Origin of the sequence: Alkalicoccus halolimnae, assembly GCF_008014775.2 — a bacterium.
Taxonomy (GTDB): Bacteria; Bacillota; Bacilli; order Bacillales; family Salisediminibacteriaceae; genus Alkalicoccus; species Alkalicoccus halolimnae.
In genome coordinates this window covers 419,256-442,253 of record NZ_CP144914.1, presented here as the reverse complement: position 1 = coordinate 442,253, position 22,998 = coordinate 419,256, and the positions used below count along the sequence as shown (strand labels likewise).

The window sequence follows — 22,998 nt, the reverse complement described above, 5'->3', positions numbered from 1 at the left end:
TCCTCAGTAAAAAACAATAATTCAGCATTAATATTTTAAAAATTCAGTTAATATTTTATGTTCAGAAGCACTATATGATACCATTGCCCTATCCACCCGTTATATAAAAAGGTTTAAAGCAGAAATCTCCTACCCCCGAAAATACTTATATCTGTACGTTTATTTAAAAGCTGCCTTGAAAATATAGCAGATAAGCGATAAGCGGGCGTTTTCGTTTCCATATAAAGAAGACTCCTTCTGACCATTTTTTCTTCCACCTGTATAAAGGGAAAGCTCCATTCCTGTAGAAGGCTATTTTCATCCATCATGGTGCAGCGATCCTGCATGAGTGGCTCTGTTCAAGCTCCGTACTGTTTTTGGAAGGCCTGCGGCTCTTCCGCAGGCGTCTACCGGTTTTACGGAATGAAAAATATGCTTCATGAAGAGCAGAAGGACTTCTCTTTCCGCGAAGAAAAACGAAGCGGAAACATACCTTTGGAAGAAGAAGATTGGAAGATCCCGCAGGAGACAGACCCACCCGGAGAGCTCCTCCATGGCAGAGCTGAAGCGGAGTCTTCCACATGTCTCAACAACAGACTTTGACACAGCTTTTTATGGATTCTTTGACACGTGGTAAGGGGGCTTTCATATTGAAGAAAATCTTTAAAACACTTGTCATTTCCGTAGTTAGTTCTGCAGGCATTTATTTATGTCTTGCATACGGCCTTTTATTTTTCAGCGAAGTAGAACAGCCTTCCGGGGAAATGAAAAACTTAAATTTTGAACAGGTTAAAACAGATGAAAAGGCGCTGCCTGAACTCAAAGAATACGAAGCCAGGGATGGGACTCCGTTAACGTATCGTCATTATGAATCCAGTGCGGATCAGATTCTTATTTTATTACATGGTTCAGGCTATCACAGCAGATACTTGGAACCTTTAGCAAATTATCTGGCAAATGAGAATGTATCCTCTGTTTATACCCCAAACTTCAGAGGTCACGGAGCAAATCCAGAAAGACGCGGCACCATTGATTACATCGGTCAGATTGAGCATGACATCCAGGATTTCATTCAGCTCGTAAATAAACGCCACCCGGATCAATCCATCGTATTAGGCGGACATTCCAGTGGCGGCGGTACCGTCATAAGGACAGCAGGAGGCGGTTCCCCTCATGATGTTGTTGATAAATATTTATTACTGGCCCCCTATATTCATCACAACGCTCCAACGAATAACAGCAGTGAAAGCGGATGGGCGAACGTCAGCGTGCCGCGTATGATTGGTTTATCCATGTTAAACCAGGCAGGTATAGGTCATATGAATGATACGGATGTTATTTCCTTTAACATGCCGGATGAATACCGGGATGGCACAGAAACTTTAACGTACGATTATCGTCTGCAGGTGTCTATGCATCCCGGGAATGAATATGAAAAAGATATTGCTTCTATGAATGACGAAGTGCTCGTCGTAGCAGGCCGGGAAGACGAATCATTTCATGCAGAAAAATATGAAAAAGTTTTTAACGTACAGGAGCAGGCAGAGATCATTCTATTAAATGACCTATCCCATTTCGGTCCCATTCACAATGAACAGTCTCATGAAGAAATAGCTGCCTGGTTAACTTCTCCATAATTTAAAATGTTAAAAACGAAGATCACTGACAAATCCTAAATGAAAAATTACCTCTGACGGACGTTTTGTCCGCAGGGGTTATTTGCAGTGATTTTCAGTGCACAGCAGACTTGCTGATGCTATTTTCATTCCGTAATTATATATCTCTTTTATATTGACTCTGACGCTGCGTGATACTTTATAGTAACAGTTAAAGGGAGGTGGACGAATTCGCTGTGAAAATTAAAGAAGTGGCTGACCTGGTCGGTATCAGTGTCCGCACTTTGCATCATTATGACGAGATCGGCTTGCTTCCGCCGGAGGAAATAACCGAATCCGGCTACCGGCTTTACTCGGAAGAAAACATTGAAATGCTGCAGCAGATATTGTTTTTTAAAGAGCTTGGCTTCTCTTTAAAGGAGATTAAAAAAATAATCAGCAGTTCTTCTTTTAACCGGCAGGAAGCATTGATTTTACAGAGGAAAATGCTCGTGGAGAAACGAAAGAGGCTCGATAAGATGATTGTCACCATAGACAAAACAATTAAAAGTGGAAGAGGAGAAATCGAGATGACAAATGAAGAGAAATTTGAAGGGATTAATTTTCAGGATAATCCGTATGAACAGGAAGCCCGCGAACGCTGGGGCGATTCCTATGTAGATACGGCGGATAAAAAGTTAAGAAAAATGTCTCAGGACGAACAAACAGATTTATCTGAAAGATGGGACATGATCTTAAATAAACTTGCTGATCTCCGGGAGCAGCCTCCTGAATCCAGAGAAGTACAAGAAACAATCAAGGAATGGTATGAGTTTTTAAATCATAACTTCAGCAGCTATTCTCCTGATATGTTTTATGGTTTAGGGCAGCTCTATATTGACGATGAACGCTTCACGAAAAACATCGATAAACACGGGAAAGGCTTAGCGGAATTTATGAGTGAGGCGATGAAGATTTTTGCGGTTAATCAAAAATAAAAAGAAGCTGTATATGTTGAACTTCATAATTCTTTGCCACTTCTGTAACCAGCCGTTTTCATTTTCAAATGCTATTTCCGCAAAATTTTCTCCATCTTTTTTCCTTTTGCCAGCTCGTCGATCATTTTATCCAGATAGCGGATTTCCTGCATCGTCGGTTCTTCGATGTCTTCCACCCGGACACCGCAGATCACTCCTTTTATTAAATGACGCGAAGGATTCAACTGGGGAGCTTCCGAAAAGAAAGTCTCAAAATCCGTCTTCTTTTCCAGCTGCGATTCTAACTCTCCCTCGTTATATCCCGTCATCCAACAAATAATTTCATCCACTTCTTTTTTCGTACGGTCTTTTTTCTCTGCTTTATTAATATAGTGGGGATAGACACTTGCAAAACTTGTTGTATAAATTCTGTGTTTGGCCATAAGACACCACCGCTCGGTTGATTTTGTTCACCATATAATGATAAATACGTGGAAACAATGCAGATTTCTATCAGAAAAAACAGGGTTAAATGCAAAAAGCAGGACGCTTCTGGCAGGCCCTGCTTTTTTGTAAAAACCCGATTCGTGAAAAGTTCAGCTGCCGACCATTCCCGCTTTTCTGTCTGCCTTTCGTTCAGCATCACTTTTTTCCAGGCTTGAATGCCAGCCCCTTTGACTGCAGTTCATTTCTAAGAGTGGGCATAGAGCGTGGTCCCATTCCGTGAAGCTTCAAAATCTCGCGTTCGGTGCATTTCGAAAGTTTTTGTAAAGTCGTAATCCCTTCATGTTCCAATGCCTGCCTGGCAGGATTGGAAAGCAGAGACAGGAATCCACTGTCGGGTTTCTTTTCCTGCTCACATGCTGGACAAGTTGGACAATCAATGCTCTTGTAGTAGTTATGTCCTTGCTCGCACGTTCGCAGCGTTTTTTCAGCAGCTGCCATATATTCCATCCCTCCTCGTCTATTCATCAGATGTTAAGGTTTTGTTTACAGATTTCGTAATGCAGCAACTCTCTTTTTACAATGCTTTTACTTAACGGCAAGCCATATTTGATTGGATGAATCGTCTTTATAGGAATCGGGATCCGTGTAGGCTTCGACCGCCGGGATATCGGCTACTTCATACCCGTTTGACGGAATCCATTCCGTGTAAATCTGATTCCACGCTTCCGGCATAGCGACTGGAGCAGATCCAGTCACTTCAAAAATAACCCACCTGGAACTGGGCAATGTCATAGCGGTGAAATCGCCCGGCACTTCCCCGCTGTGCTCCGCTGCCACCCAGTAGTCCACCGTTTCCTTCTCTTCACTGTAGTTGTTCGTGATCCCCAGTAACCCGTTGATTTCACCATTTATTAACTGAACCAGTCTATCTGCCGTTCCATCTGCATTGACTTCCTCCCATAGTTCAGCAATTCCACTGACTTCACCTGTCTCCCCGCACGGACACTCCCGCTTGATACCAACAACTTGAAACGCCTCTTTTTCAATGATCTTATAGTTCATCGGTTCTGCTCCTCTCAAATTAACCTGAATCGTCAGACGGTTATAGGATTGCAGCTGCCCACTTCCTTTACGCGCTTTACTTGGACTGACACCATGCTGTTTACGAAAAGCTTTTGAAAAAGCTTCAGGAGTTTCGTAGCCATACTTATACGCCAGATCAATAACTTTACTGTCTGAGCTGGATAATTCTTTTGCAGCTAAAGTCAGACGGCGGCCACGAAGATATTCGCCGACAGAATAATCGGTCAGAATCATGAACATCCGTTGAAAATGATAGGGAGAGACACTTGCCTGACGGGCAATCGTTTCTATGGAAAGAGACTCCAGCAGATGTTCTTCCATGTAGTCGATCGCCTTCTGCAAAGATTCAATCAGCGCCATACTTCCAACTCCTTAACTAAATTATAAATTAAAAACCGGCCATGTTCCTGTTCTATTGTGCTCTGTTTGGACAGTATTATATCAGACAAATCATCTGATTAAGAACTATATATGAATTTCATCCTCAGCTTCCTCTTCTGTAAACGACAGTCTTTGTTTCCATGGGGGTTCAGGGCCGGCCTCAGCTAATCCCTTCCTCCCTGACGTCCGGGAGGATCTTCCCGCTTTCTTTTTCCGCAGGCGTCTTGAAAAATCACCTTGGCACTGGTTTCTACCTTGGTACATTCTTGATTCAACAAGCGGGCTTTCTGTATTAGAAAATGAAAACGAAGCGGAAACCGGCGGACGCCTGTGGAAGAAGGAGATTGGAAGATCCCGCAGGGCGTAAGCCTGAGGAAGCTGGAGATCTCCTCCACGGCAGGCCTGCCGGGTTGTAGCGAAGTTTTCTTATATATCAACAACAGACTGCTTTAACAGAGCTTTCTATTAAAGGAAAATTTTATCCATCATGGTGCAGCAATCCTGCATGAGGGTCTCTGTTAAAGCTACGGGGCTCTTACGCAGCCTTGGTGGTATGAAGCTATATTTTCCAGTAAATCTAAAATAAACTCATTATCTCAAACTGGCCATGTTTGTTACTGCGGATTTTTAAGAGAAGAAGCAGACTGTAAATGATAAAGAACAGGAACGATTTCTTTTATATGCTTAAGAGCCACAACCTTTAACACAGCTGACAAAAAGATACCCCTTTAGACAAATCATATCTAAAGGGGTAAATATCGTGGCTTTATTTAGACAACCCGGCAACAACCAGATCGTGCTGTTTCTATTCTACAGTTACACTTTTAGCAAGGTTTCTCGGCTTATCTACGTCACAGCCGCGGTGAAGCGCTGCATAGTAGGAAATAAGCTGCATTGGGATGACACTCACGAGCGGCGTTAAATATTCATGCACTTTAGGCATCACAATTTTATCCTCTTCGTGCTCGCACCCTTCCATACTGATAAAGCATGGGTTCGCTCCGCGTGCCACCACTTCCTTCATGTTGCCGCGGATATTCAGGCTTACCCCTTTTTGCGTGGCAAGTCCGATAACCGGAGTACCTTCTTCGATCAGCGCAATCGTGCCGTGCTTCAACTCTCCGCCGGCAAAACCTTCAGCCTGAATGTAGGAAATTTCTTTCAGTTTAAGGGCACCTTCCAGACAGACGTGGTAGTCCATCGAACGGCCGATGAAGAAACAGTTCCGGGAAACACTTAAGTAGTTACGTGCTACTTCTTCCATTTCTTCTTTTTGATTTGTGAAGATCTCCATCGCATTGGCTACGATCGCAAGTTCCTGGAGCGGATCAAATTCGATCGTTACACCGCCTGCTCTCGCAGCGTCCACAGCGAGAATTGCCATGACAGCCATCTGAGCCGTATAGGCTTTCGTTGATGCTACCGCTATTTCAGGACCTGCATACGTATGAAGCGTATAGTCCGATTCGCGGGAAAGGGTTGATCCGGGTACGTTTGTAATCGTAAGAGACGGATGTCCCATATTCTTCGCATTCACGAGCACCCCGCGCAGGTCGGCTGTTTCGCCGCTCTGGGAAATGAAAATGAAGAGTGGTTTTTTGCTGAGCAGCGGCATATTATAAAGAAACTCGCTGGCAATATGCGTTTCTACCGGGATGTTGGCAATTTTTTCGATCAGTTCTTTACCGACAAGTCCGGAGTGGTAGCTTGTGCCTGCCGCAATAATATAGATGCGGTCGGCCGCCGTCACAGCATTGCGGACGTTTTCATCGAGCTTGATGTTGTCGTGCTCGTCTTTATATTTCGTAATGATATTACGCATCACAAACGGCTGTTCTTCAATTTCTTTGAGCATAAAGTGAGGATAGGTTCCTTTTTCGATATCCGTGGAATCAATTTCTGCAATGTAAGAATCACGGTCTACTTCTTCCCCGTTCAGCTTTTTAATCTGCACCTCTCCACGTGTTACGATAACAACTTCTTTATCTTCAATTTCCACAAATTCGTTCGTTACCTGCAGCATTGCCATTGCATCGCTTGCAACAACGTTTACGCCGTCGCTCAACCCAATTAACAGCGGGCTTTTATTTTTACCGACATAGATCGTTTCCCGGTCTTCGTCGTCAATGAGCGCAGTTGCGTAGGACCCTTCAAGCTGGCTTAACGTTTTGCGGAAAGCCTGCTCTGTTGAAAGACCGTCTTTTGAAAATACTTCTACAAGCTGCACGATGATTTCTGTGTCCGTATCGGAAACCATGTTCACGTTCGGAAGAAATTCGCGGCGGATCTGTTCATAGTTTTCAATGACGCCGTTATGAACAATTGTAAATCTGGAATTGGAGCTTTGGTGAGGGTGGGCATTGAGCTGGCTCGGCACCCCGTGTGTAGCCCAGCGTGTATGGCCGATACCTACATCGCTTTGCTGCATAGGGTCGACGGCTTCACGAAGGGCAGCGATGCGTCCTTTTTCTTTATAGACATGCACGCCTTTTTCGTTTGCCACGGCTATTCCCGCAGAGTCATAGCCCCGGTATTCAAGTTTCTCGAGTCCTCTTAGTAAAATCTCTTTTGCATCCGCTGTTCCTATATATCCTACAATTCCGCACATAAGTTAATATCCTCCCTGGAATAGGGCGGCACGCTGCTCTTTATAAGGGCACGCGGCCCCTATTCTCTATCCATTTAGTGTAGTGTGGTATTTTCTTTATCACCATGAAACAGCTTTGTTCAGATCCGCAGGATTTCGGCCTGCTTCAACGCTCCAAAGACGGAATACGCACAGGGGAAATCATAACGGCAAAAAAACAAAGCTGAAGAATGTCATAAGAAAAACGATTGTTCAGCGAGTCGCCTCGCTGGTTTTAGTAATTCTTTATCGGTTGTGACATGCAACCGGGAGGCATCCGCCGAATGCTCGATAAACCTCCTCCTCGTCAACTGCTCTCTCTGGCAGTCCAGGCGCTTTATATGGAATTTTTGGGACTATCCTCCTTTCATGTATTTGAATAGAATCAGCATACTACATAGGACTAATCTTGGTCAATCTTTTTTTTGAACAATTTGGAAAAAGAAGCTTACAGCTGTTATTTCGGAACAAACGTTTGTGTGTCAGGCTCTTGTCCTTAGAATTAGAAGGAAAGGCTGTACTGTATTGGTCGCTTCCCGTTCTACAGTGTTACAGATAATACTCATTTTTTCAACTCCTCTCTGTCAGCTCCGGCACGGGGCTTTATTAAATTATGTCAGGAGACCTGATGACGAAATTGGCTTTTGATTTTGTTGTATCAGCGATGAAAGCGCTCTATTCTTAAAGTATAACTTCGCTTAAAGGCGGAATAATTTAAGGGGGAAATAATTATGGCAGAACAAAAATCAACGTTCCGCACGAAAATTCAGCGATTCGGAACCTTTTTGAGCGGTATGATCATGCCGAACATCGGTGCGTTCATTGCCTGGGGGTTAATTACAGCCCTGTTCATTCCAGACGGATGGATTCCAAACGAAACGTTCGTCCAGCTTGTCGATCCGATGATTCTCTTCCTGCTGCCGCTCCTTATCGGTTACACCGGTGGTAAAATCGTCTACGGCGGACGTGGTGGCGTCGTCGGTGCCACTGCTACGATGGGTGTCATCGTCGGTGCCGACATTCCGATGTTCATCGGTGCGATGATCATGGGTCCTCTCGGCGGTTACCTGATTAAGAAGATTGACGAATCTTTGGACGGGAAAATCAAACCCGGATTTGAAATGCTCGTCAATAATTTCACCGCGGGTATTCTCGCGATGATTCTCACCCTGCTCGCCATGGTCGGGATCGGCCCGGTTGTAGAAGGGCTGAATCAGACGCTTGCCGCTGGTGTAAACGCGATTGTTTCGGCAGGTCTCCTTCCATTAGCTAGTATCATTATTGAACCGGCGAAAGTGCTTTTCTTAAATAATGCCATCAACCACGGCATTCTCAGTCCTATTGGTCTGGATCAGGCAGCCGAACAGGGAAAATCCATCCTGTTTATGCTTGAAACAAACCCAGGTCCTGGTCTCGGTGTCCTTCTGGCCGTGATGATTTTCGGAAGCGGCACGGCAAAACGTACGGCGCCGGGTGCGATTATCATTCAGTTCTTTGGAGGTATTCACGAAATTTACTTCCCTTATATTCTTATGAGACCGATGCTTATTCTCGCAGCAATTGCAGGCGGTATGAGCGGGATATTCACCTTTACCCTTTTTGACGTCGGTCTTCGCGCGACTCCGGCACCGGGCAGCATTTTTGCCTATGCGGCTATGACGCCGGGCACAGATTACCTCGGTGTTTTCGGCGGCGTATTTATCGCAGCTCTCGTTTCCTTCCTTGTCGGCGGGTTGATTCTGAAAACAACGAAGGCTCCTGCAGAAGAAGATCTTGAAGGAGCAGCTACGAAGATGGAAGAAATGAAAGGCAAGAAAAGCAGTGTCGCTTCTGCTTTCACTGCAGGAAGTGCCGGTGCTGCAGCAGATGGTGAAACGACGAAAGAAGCTGCAGATGTAAACAGAATCATTTTCGCCTGTGACGCAGGCATGGGTTCCAGTGCGATGGGATCTTCAATCTTAAAAAACAAAATTAAAAAAGCAGGACTTGATATTGACGTGACGAATACTTCCATTAGTAACCTGCCTGAAGACGTGGACATTGTCATTACTCATAAAGACCTTACTCCGCGTGCGAAAGAGAAGCGTCCGGATGCAGAACATATTTCGGTGGATAATTTCCTTAACAGCCCGGAATATGACAGGCTCGTAGAGAGGCTTCAGTCATAACAGGCCTCTTGAAAAAGGAGGTGAACGCTTTTGTATGTATCAGCCCGTGACCGTCGTATTCTGGATGAGCTTCTGGCTCATCCGGACGGCGTCACCATCTCATGGATAGCAGAGAAACTTGACGTAAGTGACAGAACGATTCACCGCGACCTTGCCAATTTCGATACCATTTTGAGACCTTATGAACTACACCTTGAAAAAAAGCAGGAAAGGGGATCCGTCTTGTCGGGTCCCCCGCTTCCCTCGAACAGTTTCAGGCGGATATGGAGAAGTCGCATCACTTTGATTTCCTCCCTGAACAGCGTCACCTGCTCCTCACATATAAGCTTCTCGCAGCGCTTGAACCGGTGAAGCTTCATGCTCTTGCTTCCGATCTGCACGTCACGACAGCGACAGTAAGCAGTGATCTTGATCACGTAGCAGAGTGGCTTGAAGCCTATCAGCTCACGCTCGTCCGAAGGCGCGGGTTTGGTGTGCAGGTGACCGGCGAGGAAGCAGCCAAACGCAGGGCACTCAGCGGACTTCTTTCCAATCATATTGAAGAAACAGAACTTCTCCGATTTATAAGACGCAACAGTCTGGAAACGACGAAAAGTGATACGATTTCCAGCCAGCTTCTCGGCTTCGTACGCAATGAACAGCTGACGAGAATTGAGTCTGCTGTAGAAGAAGTTAATAAATCTCTTCCTGCCCCTATTGCAGATACGTCCTATATCGCCCTTGTCGTACACCTGGCCCTGGCGATGGAACGGATTACAAAAGGTGAAAACATTGAAATGAAACAGGAGCTTCTTGACCGGCTGAAACCAACTAATGAATTCAAGCTGGCGTCAGAACTGGCCCGAAGCCTGGAAGAGATTTTTCATACTACTCTTCCCGAAGAAGAGGTCGGCTATATTACGATGCATCTGCGCGGCGCAAAGCTGCAGCACGAAAAGCTGTCTTACGCCGAATCCGAATATGATGTAACGATGATCGTGAAAAGACTTATCCGCCATGTCAGTCAGGAGTACGGGGTCGATTTTACGGAAGATGATTCCCTCGAGCAGGGCCTTCACGCCCATCTCGCCCCTGCTCTCTACAGAATGGCCCAGCAGATGCGTATTAATAATCCACTGCTGGAAAATATTCAAACAAATTATCCGCAGTTGTTTCACGTAATTTCCAATTGTATGGCCCGCATCTCGCCGGACATTCATGTGCCTGATGATGAAATTGGGTTTCTCGTCCTTCATTTCGGCTCGACGCTGGAACGAAGTAAAAAGCTCGTCACCTACCGCGCTTTCGTTATCTGTTCCAGCGGCATCGGCTCTTCAAAAATGATGGCCAGCAGGCTGCAAAAAGAGTTTCCGTCTATTACAGATATTCACCTTTTATCTTTATTTGATCTGCAGCAGGTGGAGATCGGCCCGGCAGATCTTGTTATTTCCACAATTCCGCTTGAAGAGGAAGAGGTCGACTACATTCAGGTCAATCCATTTTTAACAGACCAGGAAATCCGTCAGATTGAGGGCTATATCAGCAGAAAGGCCGTTTTCCAAAGAAAAGAAACGGTCCCCCCTGCAACTCCTGCCCGTCCCAGTGATGTAACGCTTGAATCACTCCGGGATCTGTTAATGACAACTGTCCGGCTTCTCGAACATGTGGAAGTTGTTCAGGAAGAGACTTCCACCGAGATCTGGCACAGTATGTACAACATGATGACCTATCTGGAAGATAAAAAGCTGATAAAAAGTGCAGAGGAAGTTAATGACAAGCTGAAAATCAGGGAAAACCTTTCCGGAGTCGGTCTTCCGGGCACAGCTCTCGCACTCTTTCACACCAGGAGCTCTTCCGTAAACGAGCCGGTCTTCCTTATTTATGAGCGGAAAGAACCGGAATCGCTTGAAGCAATGGATGGATCGACTATTTCCGTAAAGCGGATTTTAATCATGCTCGCTCCGGAGAATACGAATAACGTCGAATCTTCTGCGCTGAGCACTATCAGCGGAATGATCGTCCAGACAAAAGAAAGTATCCGTCTGTTTGAAACGGGGTCGGAAAACGACATTAAAACGTTTATGAGTAATGAATTTTTAAATCTTTACCGAAATAATTTATCTTAAAGGAGCGATTGACCATGGCAAAAGAAATTTTACCCGCGGAAAATATCATTTTGAACGCAAGTCCCGCTTCGCAGGAAGAAGCAATCCGTGAAGCAGGCCGCCTGCTCGTGGAAGGCGGCTATACGGATGAACACTATATTGACAAGATGTTTGAGCGGGAAGAAATGAGCTCGACATTCATGGGAAACTTCGTTGCCATTCCCCACGGCACAGACGATGCAAAAGACAGCGTCTATCACTCCGGGATGTCCGTAATTCAAGTTCCAGAAGGCGTTGACTACGGAAGCGGAAATACGGCAAAACTGATCTTTGGAATTGCCGGTAAAAACAATGAACATCTTGAACTCCTGTCTAAAATTGCGATTCTCTGTTCTGAAGAAGAGAACATTGAACGCATGCTTAATGCCACTACCAAAGAAGAACTGCTCGCCATGTTCAGTGAGGTGGAGTAAATGTTAGCCGTACATTTTGGAGCCGGAAATATCGGCCGGGGATTTATCGGGCACCTGCTCGCCGATTCCGGATACGAAGTCGTTTTCGCTGACATCAACGACGATTTAATTTCCCAGCTTCAACAGGCGGACAGCTACCGGGTTCATTACGCAGAAGCCGAGGGGCGCTCCTACGAGGTGACTCGTTTCAAAGCGGTTCACTCCGCTGCGGAAAAAAAAGCTCTCGTTAATTACCTGGAGACAGCAGAAATCGTCACAACAGCAGTCGGCGCACACGTCCTTCCGCACGTAGCCCCAGTCATCGCAGAAAGCCTGAAAAAGCGGCTCGGATCCAGCAGGCCGGTTACGGTTATTGCCTGTGAAAATGCGGTAAACGGAACGGATATGCTCACCGACGCTCTCCAGAAGCATCTGACCGGGGCGGAGTGGGAGAAGATCCAGACATTTGCTTCCTTCCCCAACGCCGCTGTGGACCGCATCGTCCCCGTCCAGAATATGGACAACCCGCTCGATGTACTCGTAGAGCCTTTCTTTGAGTGGACGATTGAGAACACTGCCGGCTCTCTGCCTCCTATTGAAGGGGCTCACTACGTCGACAATCTCGGTGCTTATATCGAAAGAAAACTTTTCACCGTCAATACCGGACATGCCGCAGCTGCCTACCACGGCTATCAGAAAGGGTATACGACTGTTCAGGAAGCCTTAAAAGACACGCAGATTCTAAAGGAACTCCAGGAAACTTTATCCGAAACGGGGGCGCTCCTGAAGAAGAAATACGGGTTCGATGAAAAGGAGCATGCCGAATATATCGTAACGATCATCTCCCGGTTTGCCAACGAATATTTAACAGACCAGATCACCCGTGTCGCTCGTCAGCCGATGAAAAAGCTCGGCCCTGCGGAAAGGCTCGTCAGTCCTGCCCTTCAGCTCATTGATTACGGCACCACACCTGAAGCGCTCCTCAGGGTCATCCGTGCCGCTATGCTATATGATTTCGCGGAAGATGAGGAGGCTGTTTCTTTACAGGAGTCGATCCGAAAAGATGGCCCGGTCAAAGCTCTCGCTTCTGTAACCGGCCTCCCGGAGGATCATCAATTGATTCAAAAAGCTGTGGGAACTTCTGCATAGACAGTTTTAAAGCAGCACAGCAGGAAAGAAGACCTTCCCGACAAACGTTGTCAGGAAGGTCTTCTCCATGTTTTCACAGCTGATTTCTTTCTATAAAATGCTTCAATATCGATATATAATTGAATCGATTTTATAGAACATATTTTCGAACTATGGGAATGATTTTCACTGCAGACGGACGCTTTCCGTGGGGCTCGTCTTCAACTAATTCTTCCTTCGCCGGGCTCAGAAAGAATGGATTTTCAGACTTCGCTGATCCCACAGGAGTCACCGTCTATTGTTTCAATCATTCAACTCTATTTACGAATAGATAGTAAAGTAAGTTTTAAAATATTCGTGCAACCACCAGGAAAATCGTTTTATAAAATCGATTCAAATTTTGAAATATATACATACACTCTATATCGGATTTTTACATCTGCTTTTTTGACGGAACACTACTTTTTCAGAGGCCTCTCCTATTACGGTTACGAGCCTTCGAGGACGTTTCGCTTCTTTTGCAGGTTTTATTAACTGGAATCCCCGTTTATGAAAGGCACATTTTCTTTTCTTGTACGAAGATTAAACCGATAACTACTGATAAAGGAAGTAAGGGCTGTCTTAAACCATTCTTCAAATAAAAAACCATGATCAGGTTTCCCTTTCTGAAGCGAACGTCGGCGACTCCGGAGGGATTTAAGCGAAGTCAGAAGATCCTTTTCGCTGAAGCCGATAGGGCTTTAACGAAAATAGCTGAAGACGAGCCCCTCGGAAAGCGTCCGACGGTGAGCAGAAGAATGAAGGATCAACCAGCTTAAAAATACTTAAACTCATTCTTTAATAGCCTAAAAGACCTTCACGACAAAATTGTCATGAAGGCCTTTTACTTATCTATATCCTGCTTCAGAACATATCCCCAAATCAAACATTGGGAAAGCTGTTTTATTCCATGGAGCCAAGTTCCTGTTTGACTACATCCACCACTTTATTCACGTACATATTGCACGTTTCTGCGTCCGGAGCTTCCGCCATCACTCTTACAAGCGACTCTGTACCGGAAGGGCGCACAAGGATACGACCTTCTCCCTGCATCTCTTCTTCCACTAAACGAATCTCCTCCGCTATGGCTGTACTGGAATGAAGCTGATGCTTATCCAGCACGCGTACATTAATCAGCTTTTGAGGATATTTAGGGATTTCCGCTGCCAGTTCGGACAGCTTTTTCCCGCTGGCTTTTACAATCTGTACGAGCTGCAGGGCAGAAAGCAGACCGTCTCCGGTCGTTGTATGGTCAAGGAAAATTAAGTGCCCGGACTGCTCGCCGCCGAGATTGTATCCGCCTTTGCGCATTTCCTCCATCACATACCGGTCTCCAACAGCTGTCTGTTTCGTTTCAATTCCCTGGCTTTCCAGAGCTTTATAGAGGCCGAGGTTGCTCATTACAGTCGTTACAAGCGTCTTGTAATTAAGTTTCCCCTGATCTTTCAAATATTTGGCACAGATATACATGATTTGATCGCCGTCGACGATTTCTCCCTTTTCATCCACCGCTATTAAACGGTCGGCATCCCCGTCAAAGGCAAGGCCGATATCGGCTCCTTTTTCTTTTACGAGTTCCCTTAGTGGCTCCGGATGCGTTGATCCGACACCGTCATTAATGTTCACTCCATTTGGTGAAGAGCCGATGCAGGAAATTTTCTCTGCTTCGAGATCAGCAAACAGATGATTTGCCAGGGGAGAAGCTGCTCCGTGGGCGCAGTCCAGAGCTATATGAAGCCCCGAGAAACTTCCGGATACCGTCTGCTTTAAATATCGGAGATACTTCTGTCCTCCTTCAAAGTAGTCGCTCACGGTCCCGATATTGCCGCCGACCGGCCGGGGAAGCGCGTCTTCCATCTCGCTTTCCTCATGAAGAAGCTCTTCGATTTCCTCTTCCTGGACATCGAGAAGCTTAAAGCCGTCCGAACCGAAAAATTTAATACCGTTATCTTCTACCGGATTATGGGAGGCGGAAATCATGACACCGGCATCTGCGCTCAATGCCTTTGTTAAATAAGCTACTCCCGGTGTCGTAATAACACCGAGCCGCATGACTTCAGACCCGATGGAAAGAAGTCCTGCCACAAGCGCGCTCTCCAGCATAGTTCCCGATATTCGTGTATCCCGGCCGATTAATATTTTCGGCTTCGCCGTATTTTTAGCTTTCGTCAACACATAGCCGCCAAACCGTCCCAGTTTGAATGCCAGTTCAGGTGTCAACTCCTTGTTGGCGACTCCGCGGACGCCGTCTGTCCCAAAATATTTACCCATGATTATCGCTCCTTAAGCACTATCATTGTTAATATTGACCTCTTCTTCGTTCTCACCTGCATTCTCTGCAGCGTTGTTCTCTTCTGAAGGTTCTATATCATCCGGATCATTTTCCTGGCTGTCGACTGATTCGTTGTTTTCCTGCAGATCATTTTCTGGATTCTCTTCCTGAGGAAGATCGGATTCTCCGGTTTCTCCGGTTTCTTCGGATTCCTCCGTTTCTTCCGGGTCTTCTGATTCGTCCTGTTCCCCGGATTCATCCGGCGGATCTGCTTCTTCATTATTTTCTTCCGGCGCTTCTTCTTCCTCTTCTTCCGGAGGAGGCATTTCTTCTTCAGGAAGCCCCCCCGAAAGAACAACGGTAACATTAATGCCGTCCTGAGGAAAAGTCACTCCTTCGGGACCGCTTACTTCCAGCGGAACACTGTGTGTTCCGCTGGAAAGGCCGGAAAGATCGACAGACGCCTGCACATCACTCCGCTCCACTTCTTCAAGCGTGCTGGGATTCCCGCGCATGAGAAGAGGGATTTCCCCATTGCTGAAAGTTGGAAATTCAACAGAAAAATCTTCTGCCATTCCTTCTACTTCTATAGGAAAGCCGGAAAACTCCCTGCTTTCTTCTCCCTCTGCTTCTTCGTCTTCTCCGACACTGATTTCAAGATCCGCCTGCTGCGGCTCTACCCGCTCTGCCCCTTCTGGTACCGGGACATCTACTTCCATGACTGTATCTTCACTGATTTCAGCCCAGTCTACGTCAATATCGATAAACGAAATGTCTTCCAGCGCTTCCGCCGGACCATAGACAGTAACTGTCTCCGGTTCAAAATTTACGCTGCTGACAGAACCACCGCTGTTGAGCTGTTCCGGCGGCTCTGTCCGAAGTGGTACTTCTGTGCCTGAGCTTGTGATCGGCACCGTCACATCCACAACCGATGGGTCGGCGGTTATATCCAATTCGCTTCCAGCCTCATCATATAATACCACATTTGCAGATTCCGTAAAGTCTTCCCTGCGGTCTGTGAGGTCAACATTTACAACAGCGCGGTCCACCTCATCGGCTGCACCAGCGCCCCCACTGACTTCGACGCTTTCCGGATCAATCTGAGGAGTCCCTGCTTCCAGCCCGGATCCGAGATCTTCTACGTTATTAAAGTCTACTTCCACAGGAAAAGACATACTCTGCCGCTCTTCAAGCGTCACCCTGACGGTGATGGGAGTGACTGAAATATTCAAATTATCCGGGTAGCCGCGGTACTGAACCCGTTCATAATGAGTTCCCGCTTCCAGTCCTTCCAGGTCAATAAACACTTCCTGCTGACCCTGGGTCACCTGAGAGAGGGTCAGCACATTCTGCGGTCCTCTCAGCGTCACCTGGACCGTTTCCGGCGCTTCTGTAACGATGTAGTTTTCTTCATCGTAATAAGTATTCAGCGGCACGTCCTCAAGTACTCTCGTCCCGTTCGTAATGCCGGGGATGCCTCCCCCTGTCTGATTTCTCTGATTCTCAATATTCACCATAAGGAACAGCATCACGGCAATAACAACCGAAGTCAGCTTAATAAACCACCTTTTGCTGAACAGTTTATCCATTCTTTCTTCCTCCCCACTGCCAGAGCGAAGATGAACCGTTCCCTTCCCGTGTCAGTAATTCTTTTTCCAGTATTTTGCGGAGAGCTTCTTCATCAAGGCTCCGGTGCAGTTCCCCGTTTTTCGTTACAGACACCGCCCCGGTTTCTTCCGATACGGCAATCGTAACAGCGTCTGTAACTTCACTTACTCCAAGAGCGGCACGGTGCCTTGTTCCAAGTTCCTTCGATATAAAGGGATTTTCGGAAAGCGGCAGGTAACATCCCGCAGCCATTATAACGTTGTTTTTGATAATCACCGCTCCATCATGCAGCGGTGCGTTCGGTATAAAAATGTTTGTTAACAGTTCTGAAGTCAGCTTCGCGTTCATTGCCACTCCAGTCTCAATGTAATCGGTCATTCCCGTTCCACGCTCCAAAGACATGAGCGCTCCGATACGGCGTTTAGCCATGTACTGGGAAGCTTTTATAATGTGATCAATGGACTGACGAACTTCCTCTTCATCGGCAATAGAGGCCGATTGAAAAAACTTTCCTCTGCCAAGCTGTTCCAATGCCCGCCTCAGTTCCGGCTGGAAGATGATAATAATCGCCAGAAGCCCGTAAGTAACTGCCTGCTGCATAATCCACTGCAGTGTATTTAAACCAAAAAAGCCGCTTAAAAACCATACAGCTAAGATCACGGTGATCCCTTTAACAAGCTGTACAGCCCGGGTCCCTCGTATAACCATTATTAATTTATAGATAACAAAGGCAACAAGCGAAATATCGACTACAATCGCAAGCCCCTCTAAAAGTGTCATGTTTTCTAACATACTTCTTCCTCCACTACACGTTTTTGGAAATATGTGCACCAACATCGTCAATTATATCACAGTTCTCCCGTCACTAATTGAGAAATAGATGTGTATTTTTGTCGAGAAAAAATGATAAGCGACCTGGAAGATATCCAGATCGCTTCTTTAATTATTATCTGTTGTTTTCTCGAGCATCTTCGTCTGGAGAAAAGGGAACTACTTCTTTGAAAAAGGACTTCGTCTCATACCAGATAAATTCCATCGTTTCGTTCACTTCCTCTATTTCCCCGCCGATAGAAGCGGTTGATGCCTGAAGGTGTTCACCATTAATAACTGTCACGTCGCCTGCGACCTCTCCATTTATCTCCACATTCCCGTTTCGGATAAGCAGGTCTCCTGAAACTGTACTGCCCTCAGGAATGATAACCAGTTTCTGTGCATCATCAATAATAAAATGCCCTTCTCCTTTGACGACAATTTCTTCTTCTCCTCCAAAAGCGGTGGAAAGACTTATCGCAAAAACGAGGAAAAATGTGGCCGCTGTAATGAGAAAAGGATTTCTGCGCAGCCAGTTATTCCATTTTTTAGACTTTGTCTGTTTGGGCAGGCGGTTCATTACCTTTTCAGTCATGTCCTCCGGCGCTTCAAAATGAGAGGCACTTTGAACGATTGCAACTGTCTTTTTCAACTCATTCAGATGCTGCCGGCAGTCCGGACAGACCTTCACATGATCCTCCAGCTGCCTCGCTTCGGCAAGTGTGATCTCTTCATCTAAATACTGCTCTATCAATCTTTTATGGTCACGTGAGCACGCCATGATTCATGACTCCTTTCTCCCGGCTAAGACTCCCTCAGCCGTTTGCGAAGCGCTTCCCGCCCGCGATGTATACGTGTTTTAACCGTCGCTACAGGAAGATTCAATACTTCACTGATTTCTTTGAGCGACAGGTCTTCTAAGTATTTCAAAATAATAGCCGAACGGTATTTCGGAGGCAGCTGCATAATTTCCTGCTGAATCCAGGCCTGCATCTCCAGTTTAACCACCTGATCCTCCGGCAGCTCTTCCCCGGAAGCAAAACGGGAGTAGTGATCGAGATTTTCTGTCCCGCCTACTTTATCTTCCAGATGAAAATCCGGTTTTTTCTTTCGAAGCCTGTCAATCGCAAGGTTTGTAGCAATGCGGAAGATCCACGTTGAAAATTTCCGGCTTTCATCATAAGAGTGGATGTTTGTATACGCCCTTAAAAAAGCTTCCTGAGCCACATCCTGGGCTTCGTGGGAATTGCCGAGCATACGGAAGGCGATATGAAAAACTTTATCTTTATACAGCTCCATCAGCTCAGCAAATGCTTCCTGGTTGCCGCGCTTGACTTCGCGGACTATTTTTTTTACAACGGTATCCATTCTTTTACCCTCCGCTTCACTGCGGTTACTTTCTCTACGCCTGCAGTCATCATAAGGTTTCATATTTGTTACCTTAATTTTAGCATTGAAAGAGAGAAAAAACAGGATACCTTGTATAACCATTGTTACTAATTTAAGGAATTTCCTTCTGGGTCAAAAGCTGATTCGCATTTGTGCATAAAAAAACACTCCGGCGATAACCGCAGTGCTGAAAATCATTCATATGGTGGAGCCTAGCGGGATCGAACCGCTGACCTCCTGCGTGCAAAGCAGGCGCTCTCCCAGCTGAGCTAAGGCCCCTTTAACACAGGTTAATAAAAAATGGTGAGCCATGGAGGATTCGAACCTCCGACCCTCTGATTAAAAGTCAGATGCTCTACCAACTGAGCTAATGGCTCGCGTTTGATTGGAGATAAACGGCGCTTTTCTTCGTCTGCTTCCGTCTCTCTCTCGTGTCACGTACCGTATGTACGCTCACTCTTTCTCTCCGTCGCTTCCTCGAACTGCTTGTTTCTCTCCAATCAAATGATCGGATAAACGGCGCTTTTCTTCGTCTGCTTCCGTCTCTCTCTCGTGTCACGTACCGTATGTACGCTCACTCTTTCTCTCCGTCGCTTCCTCGAACTGCTTGTTTCTCTCCAATCAAATGATCGGATAAACGGCGCTTTTCTTCGTCTGCTTCCGTCTTTCTCTCGTGTCACGTACCGTATGTACGCTCACTCTTTCTCTCCGTCGCTTCCTCGAACTGCTTGTTTCTCTCCAATCAAATGATCGGATAAACGGCGCTTTTCTTCGTCTGCTTCCGTCTCTCTCTCGTGTCACGTACCGTATGTACGCTCACTCTTTCTCTAAGCTGCTTTTCAAAAAACAGAAAAAATGGCAGGGCTAGCAGGATTCGAACCTGCGAGTCACGGAATCAAAATCCGATGCCTTACCGCTTGGCTATAGCCCTGTATGTGGTGCTGGCCAGAGGACTTGAACCCCCAACCTACTGATTACAAGTCAGTTGCTCTACCAATTGAGCTAGGCCAGCACATCATCTATATAAAACTGCATAAAGCAGCAGTTTGTATTATGGTGACCCGTACGGGATTCGAACCCGTGTTACCGCCGTGAAAGGGCGGTGTCTTAACCACTTGACCAACGGGCCTTGTATAGAAAAAAGCTTTTATCTACTTGTAAAGTACTGTATTTCTTAACTTTTTTCAAGGTTTCTGCCTGAATCAGCAACCTTCAACAAGAATAGATATTATCAAATTTTGTTTCCTTTGACAATAGATTTTCAAAAGATTTTTGATCCGCCGCTGAAGTCTTTCAATTAAGAATATTTTGGAGGTTTTTCTCTAAATTGAATCCATTTCATAAATGCTTTTCCCAGGCTGATATACGAGTATTTCTAAAAGATTCTATTCTAACGGCCGTATTTAGAAATGATCGCTATGAAATAGATTCCATTATATAGAAAACAGACAGCCTCACCTGAAATACAGCCCGCTGGGACTGAACGAAAAACAAAACACTCCCTGTAATGAAAGAAGGCTGCTTAAACAACTCTTTTAAATTGGCTCTGTTGAAGCTTCGTGTTGTTTTTGGAGTGCCTGCGGCTCTTCCGCCTGCCGCGGAGAAAGCCTTCAGCTCTCCCTCCCTGTCGTCCGGGAGGATCTTCCTGCTTTCTTTTTCCGCAGGCGTCTTGAAAAATCACCTTGGCACTGGTTTCTACCTTGGTATCTTCTTGATTCAACCAGCGGGCATTCTGTATTGGGAAATCAAAACGAAACGGAAACCGGCGGACGCCAGTGGAAGAAGGAGCTTTCCAGCTCCCGCAGGGCGTAAGCCTGCGGAAGCTGGAAAGCTCCTCCACGGCAGGCCGAAGCGAAGTTTTCTTATATATATCAACAACAGACTCCCTCGGTAAGATAGGTTTATCTCTCAAATACTCGCTTTAACAGAGACACTCATGCAGGATCACTGCACCATGATGGATGTAAATAGCCTTCCATGGAAATGGGAATGGAGCTTCCTATCTATACAGTTGGAAGCAAGGATTATCAAAAAGGGGCTTTCGTTATTTAGAAGGTAGATCTTATCTGTATTTTTGCCGTAAGCTGTAGTGGAGATGGGGCGACTCCGAGGCGATCAAGGACGAGTCGAAGATCCATTCCGCACGACCGAAGGGGAGGGCGGAATTAGCTGAGGCCGGCCCGCCCGGAAAGCGTCCCCATGGAAACGAAGGCGCAGACTTATCGATTATCTACTTTATTTTCAAGGTAGCTTTTAAATTTGTAAACACGGCTGGAATTAACCAATGCTGACTGTGTAACGAACGGTTCCTTTTTTTACAGGGCTTTCTACGACAACGTACCAAAAACCATTGTGTGGAACCTTCAGGTAAGCCGGTGATTTTTTCACCATACCACCGTAGGAAAAACACGGTTTGTTCTCGCGGTATTTTCTGAAATTAGGAAGATCCATCAGCAGTACTTTCGCTTCACTGTCTAAATAAACTCTAACCCGCTGATCTTTATAGAGGTAGCGCTCCACGTATCGATACTTCATAGTTACCCTCCTTTCTGTAGAGATAACTCGATCCTGAAGAATGAAAGAACTGACTATTTCTCTGCCACGATCGTTTTTGGTAAGCTGCCTTGGAAAACTTCTATCAACTGGAGTGCCTTTTCGGTCCTTGTCTGCTTTAAGAAAATGCACAAAGCAGTTTCTGCACTTTTTGGCTCAACATTATAAAATTGTAATATAGAAATTTACATGGCCGGGCTTCCCGTCTAAATCAACTACGATATACCAGTTGCCGGTTTTTGGTACGCGCAGGTGAACTGGAGAGCGGGTGACCCATCCGCCATAACGAAAAAAAGATTCCCCTTCCTGGTATTTATCAAAGTTTTCCCTGTTCATCATCCTCACGTTGGCATCATTATCAAGATCGACTTCGACAATATCACCCTTGTGCAGATACTTCTTTGTGTATTTGAACTTCATTCTATCTCCTTCTTTCCAACTGACGTTTATTACAGAAAAACTTTTTTATACAATGGAAATGGAATAGTGGGGTTTTGACTTCGTATCTACTTTTTCAACGACGATATACCACGTACCGGTTTTCGGAACCCGGATATAGGACGGTGATTTCGTTACGACACCTCCGTAACGGAAGTATGGTCTTGCCTTTTGATAATTTCTAAAGTTGGCAAGGTCCATGAGCATGATCCTTACATCGTAATCCGTTTCGACCTCAATCTTTTCTCCCTCATGCAGATACTTGTAAACGTGCTGATATTTCTTCATACATTCTCCTTTCTGTTAACTTCAGCAGTTTCTCTATACTCTCCTTTTCCCGTTTTATCCTTTATGACACCTTTAATAATCAATTCTTCATTCCTGAAGAAATCAAAAAAGGACCCCAGATTGTCTGGGATCCCTTGAATAATCGTATGATTAATGGAGCTTCCTAGCGGGCTTGAACCGCTGACCTCATCCTTACCATGGATGCGCTCTACCAGCTGAGCTAAGGAAGCATGGCTCCACAGGTAGGATTCGAACCTACGACCCATCGGTTAACAGCCGATTGCTCTACCACTGAGCTACTGTGGAATAATAATATCCGTTTACTTTACAGAAAAAGATAAAAAAAGAACCTAGCGACGTCCTACTTTTGCAGGGGGAGAGCCCCCAACTATCATTGGCGCTGGAGAGCTTAACTTCCGTGTTCGGCATGGGAACGGGTGTGACCTCTCCGCTTTCGTCACTAGGTTATATTGTTTTGCCTTTTGTTAAGACATTTTGTATCTTACTATATTTATTTGGACTTTGACAAGGGGTTTTCATAAATTTATCTTAAAAATTTTTCTCTCCCCCCATGACAGACCATAAAAAAACAGGGAGAAGCCCCTCAGCAGGGCACTCCCTTCTTCCCGATGTTAAAAACGGTTCCGTTTTGATTCGGAAAAAAGAAGCTGTCCCAAATGG

19 protein-coding genes, 7 tRNA genes and 1 rRNA gene are annotated in these 22,998 nt (G+C 45.8%); 7 read left to right on the top strand and 20 right to left on the bottom strand.

The genetic code is table 11. From position 1 onward, the window contains the following. Window positions 1–629: 629 nt before the first annotated feature. On the top strand, window positions 630–1,616 hold the full coding sequence (locus tag FTX54_RS01995) for an alpha/beta hydrolase (RefSeq protein ID WP_147803844.1): 987 nt from the start codon (window positions 630–632) through the stop codon (window positions 1,614–1,616). A gap of 215 nt (window positions 1,617–1,831) precedes the next feature. After that, window positions 1,832–2,572, top strand: coding sequence for a MerR family transcriptional regulator (locus tag FTX54_RS01990; RefSeq protein ID WP_147803843.1), 741 nt, complete (start codon window positions 1,832–1,834; stop codon window positions 2,570–2,572). Between the two features lie 71 nt (window positions 2,573–2,643). Here FTX54_RS01990 and FTX54_RS01985 read toward each other — a convergent pair whose 3' ends face one another. From FTX54_RS01985 to glmS, 4 genes are all read right to left on the bottom strand, one after another. Then, window positions 2,644–2,994 (bottom strand): DUF2200 domain-containing protein, encoded by a 351-nt coding sequence (locus FTX54_RS01985; protein ID WP_147803842.1) that lies wholly within the window; start codon window positions 2,992–2,994, stop codon window positions 2,644–2,646. Between the two features lie 199 nt (window positions 2,995–3,193). Further along, window positions 3,194–3,496 carry an RNA polymerase alpha subunit C-terminal domain-containing protein gene (locus tag FTX54_RS01980; protein ID WP_147803841.1) on the bottom strand — a complete coding sequence of 101 codons (303 nt, stop codon included), beginning with the start codon at window positions 3,494–3,496 and terminating at the stop codon, window positions 3,194–3,196. Between the two features lie 87 nt (window positions 3,497–3,583). Then, window positions 3,584–4,441, bottom strand: coding sequence for an AraC family transcriptional regulator (locus tag FTX54_RS01975; protein ID WP_147803840.1), 858 nt, complete (start codon window positions 4,439–4,441; stop codon window positions 3,584–3,586). 826 nt (window positions 4,442–5,267) lie between these two features. After that, complete coding sequence (glmS, locus tag FTX54_RS01970; RefSeq protein WP_147803839.1) at window positions 5,268–7,070, bottom strand: glutamine--fructose-6-phosphate transaminase (isomerizing); 1,803 nt, start codon at window positions 7,068–7,070, stop codon at window positions 5,268–5,270. Between the two features lie 749 nt (window positions 7,071–7,819). Between glmS and FTX54_RS01965 the strand changes: the two genes are divergently transcribed. From FTX54_RS01965 to FTX54_RS01950, 5 genes are read left to right on the top strand one after another with little or no spacing between them, the layout of a single operon-like run. Further along, window positions 7,820–9,256: a PTS mannitol transporter subunit IICB gene (locus FTX54_RS01965; RefSeq protein ID WP_147803838.1), complete on the top strand. Its 1,437-nt coding sequence runs from the start codon at window positions 7,820–7,822 to the stop codon at window positions 9,254–9,256. 30 nt (window positions 9,257–9,286) lie between these two features. After that, complete coding sequence (locus FTX54_RS16780) at window positions 9,287–9,607, top strand: helix-turn-helix domain-containing protein (protein ID WP_147803837.1); 321 nt, start codon at window positions 9,287–9,289, stop codon at window positions 9,605–9,607. Next, window positions 9,520–11,361 (top strand): BglG family transcription antiterminator, encoded by a 1,842-nt coding sequence (locus FTX54_RS01960; protein WP_147803836.1) that lies wholly within the window; start codon window positions 9,520–9,522, stop codon window positions 11,359–11,361. The genes FTX54_RS16780 and FTX54_RS01960 overlap by 88 nt, the downstream gene beginning before the upstream one ends. 14 nt (window positions 11,362–11,375) lie before the next feature. Next, a complete protein-coding gene (locus FTX54_RS01955) occupies window positions 11,376–11,813 on the top strand; it encodes a PTS sugar transporter subunit IIA (protein ID WP_147803835.1) in 438 nt (145 codons plus the stop codon). After that, window positions 11,814–12,941: a mannitol-1-phosphate 5-dehydrogenase gene (locus FTX54_RS01950; protein WP_147803834.1), complete on the top strand. Its 1,128-nt coding sequence runs from the start codon at window positions 11,814–11,816 to the stop codon at window positions 12,939–12,941. 921 nt (window positions 12,942–13,862) lie between these two features. Here FTX54_RS01950 and glmM read toward each other — a convergent pair. The 16 genes from glmM to rrf form a co-directional block, all read right to left on the bottom strand. After that, window positions 13,863–15,230 (bottom strand): phosphoglucosamine mutase, encoded by a 1,368-nt coding sequence (gene glmM / locus FTX54_RS01945; protein WP_147803833.1) that lies wholly within the window; start codon window positions 15,228–15,230, stop codon window positions 13,863–13,865. Between the two features lie 12 nt (window positions 15,231–15,242). After that, complete coding sequence (locus FTX54_RS01940) at window positions 15,243–16,820, bottom strand: CdaR family protein (RefSeq protein WP_147803832.1); 1,578 nt, start codon at window positions 16,818–16,820, stop codon at window positions 15,243–15,245. Continuing rightward, window positions 16,813–17,631: a diadenylate cyclase CdaA gene (cdaA, locus tag FTX54_RS01935; protein ID WP_147803831.1), complete on the bottom strand. Its 819-nt coding sequence runs from the start codon at window positions 17,629–17,631 to the stop codon at window positions 16,813–16,815. Before cdaA ends, FTX54_RS01940 begins: the two co-directional genes overlap by 8 nt. 154 nt (window positions 17,632–17,785) lie before the next feature. Continuing rightward, window positions 17,786–18,430: a zf-HC2 domain-containing protein gene (locus FTX54_RS01930; protein WP_147803830.1), complete on the bottom strand. Its 645-nt coding sequence runs from the start codon at window positions 18,428–18,430 to the stop codon at window positions 17,786–17,788. Window positions 18,431–18,453: 23 nt separating this feature from the next. Beyond that, window positions 18,454–19,017, bottom strand: coding sequence for an RNA polymerase sigma factor SigW (gene sigW / locus FTX54_RS01925; RefSeq protein WP_147803829.1), 564 nt, complete (start codon window positions 19,015–19,017; stop codon window positions 18,454–18,456). Between the two features lie 224 nt (window positions 19,018–19,241). Continuing rightward, a tRNA-Ala gene (locus FTX54_RS01920) sits at window positions 19,242–19,317 on the bottom strand. Window positions 19,318–19,339: 22 nt separating this feature from the next. Beyond that, a tRNA-Lys gene (locus FTX54_RS01915) sits at window positions 19,340–19,415 on the bottom strand. 479 nt (window positions 19,416–19,894) lie between these two features. After that, window positions 19,895–19,969, bottom strand: a tRNA-Gln gene (locus FTX54_RS01910). Between the two features lie 5 nt (window positions 19,970–19,974). Then, a tRNA-Thr gene (locus FTX54_RS01905) sits at window positions 19,975–20,050 on the bottom strand. Between the two features lie 42 nt (window positions 20,051–20,092). Then, window positions 20,093–20,167: transfer RNA gene (locus FTX54_RS01900), tRNA-Glu, on the bottom strand. Window positions 20,168–21,315: 1,148 nt separating this feature from the next. After that, complete coding sequence (locus FTX54_RS01895) at window positions 21,316–21,573, bottom strand: DUF1883 domain-containing protein (RefSeq protein ID WP_147803827.1); 258 nt, start codon at window positions 21,571–21,573, stop codon at window positions 21,316–21,318. Window positions 21,574–21,753: 180 nt separating this feature from the next. Further along, window positions 21,754–22,011 (bottom strand): DUF1883 domain-containing protein, encoded by a 258-nt coding sequence (locus FTX54_RS01890; protein WP_147803826.1) that lies wholly within the window; start codon window positions 22,009–22,011, stop codon window positions 21,754–21,756. Between the two features lie 45 nt (window positions 22,012–22,056). Beyond that, on the bottom strand, window positions 22,057–22,317 hold the full coding sequence (locus FTX54_RS01885; protein WP_147803825.1) for a DUF1883 domain-containing protein: 261 nt from the start codon (window positions 22,315–22,317) through the stop codon (window positions 22,057–22,059). Window positions 22,318–22,471: 154 nt separating this feature from the next. Beyond that, a tRNA-Thr gene (locus FTX54_RS01880) sits at window positions 22,472–22,547 on the bottom strand. Between the two features lies 1 nt (window position 22,548). Beyond that, window positions 22,549–22,623: transfer RNA gene (locus FTX54_RS01875), tRNA-Asn, on the bottom strand. A 42-nt stretch (window positions 22,624–22,665) separates the two neighbouring features. Continuing rightward, window positions 22,666–22,782: ribosomal RNA gene (gene rrf, locus FTX54_RS01870) — 5S ribosomal RNA — on the bottom strand. Window positions 22,783–22,998 lie beyond the last annotated feature (216 nt).

Excerpts from the sequence above, each read along its gene's own strand:
- glmS (WP_147803839.1), bottom strand. The coding sequence starts at position 7,070 with ATGTGCGGAATTGTAGGATATATAGGAACAGCGGATGCAAAAGAGATT.
- sigW (WP_147803829.1), bottom strand. The coding sequence starts at position 19,017 with ATGGATACCGTTGTAAAAAAAATAGTCCGCGAAGTCAAGCGCGGCAAC.
- FTX54_RS01980 (WP_147803841.1), bottom strand. The coding sequence starts at position 3,496 with ATGGCAGCTGCTGAAAAAACGCTGCGAACGTGCGAGCAAGGACATAAC.
- FTX54_RS01940 (WP_147803832.1), bottom strand. The coding sequence starts at position 16,820 with ATGGATAAACTGTTCAGCAAAAGGTGGTTTATTAAGCTGACTTCGGTT.
- FTX54_RS01895 (WP_147803827.1), bottom strand. The coding sequence starts at position 21,573 with ATGAAGTATCGATACGTGGAGCGCTACCTCTATAAAGATCAGCGGGTT.
- FTX54_RS01950 (WP_147803834.1), top strand. The coding sequence starts at position 11,814 with ATGTTAGCCGTACATTTTGGAGCCGGAAATATCGGCCGGGGATTTATC.
- cdaA (WP_147803831.1), bottom strand. The coding sequence starts at position 17,631 with ATGTTAGAAAACATGACACTTTTAGAGGGGCTTGCGATTGTAGTCGAT.
- glmM (WP_147803833.1), bottom strand. The coding sequence starts at position 15,230 with ATGGGTAAATATTTTGGGACAGACGGCGTCCGCGGAGTCGCCAACAAG.
- FTX54_RS01960 (WP_147803836.1), top strand. The coding sequence starts at position 9,520 with ATGGAGAAGTCGCATCACTTTGATTTCCTCCCTGAACAGCGTCACCTG.
- FTX54_RS01955 (WP_147803835.1), top strand. The coding sequence starts at position 11,376 with ATGGCAAAAGAAATTTTACCCGCGGAAAATATCATTTTGAACGCAAGT.
- FTX54_RS01930 (WP_147803830.1), bottom strand. The coding sequence starts at position 18,430 with ATGGCGTGCTCACGTGACCATAAAAGATTGATAGAGCAGTATTTAGAT.
- FTX54_RS01975 (WP_147803840.1), bottom strand. The coding sequence starts at position 4,441 with ATGGCGCTGATTGAATCTTTGCAGAAGGCGATCGACTACATGGAAGAA.
- FTX54_RS01985 (WP_147803842.1), bottom strand. The coding sequence starts at position 2,994 with ATGGCCAAACACAGAATTTATACAACAAGTTTTGCAAGTGTCTATCCC.
- FTX54_RS01885 (WP_147803825.1), bottom strand. The coding sequence starts at position 22,317 with ATGAAGAAATATCAGCACGTTTACAAGTATCTGCATGAGGGAGAAAAG.
- FTX54_RS01890 (WP_147803826.1), bottom strand. The coding sequence starts at position 22,011 with ATGAAGTTCAAATACACAAAGAAGTATCTGCACAAGGGTGATATTGTC.
- FTX54_RS01965 (WP_147803838.1), top strand. The coding sequence starts at position 7,820 with ATGGCAGAACAAAAATCAACGTTCCGCACGAAAATTCAGCGATTCGGA.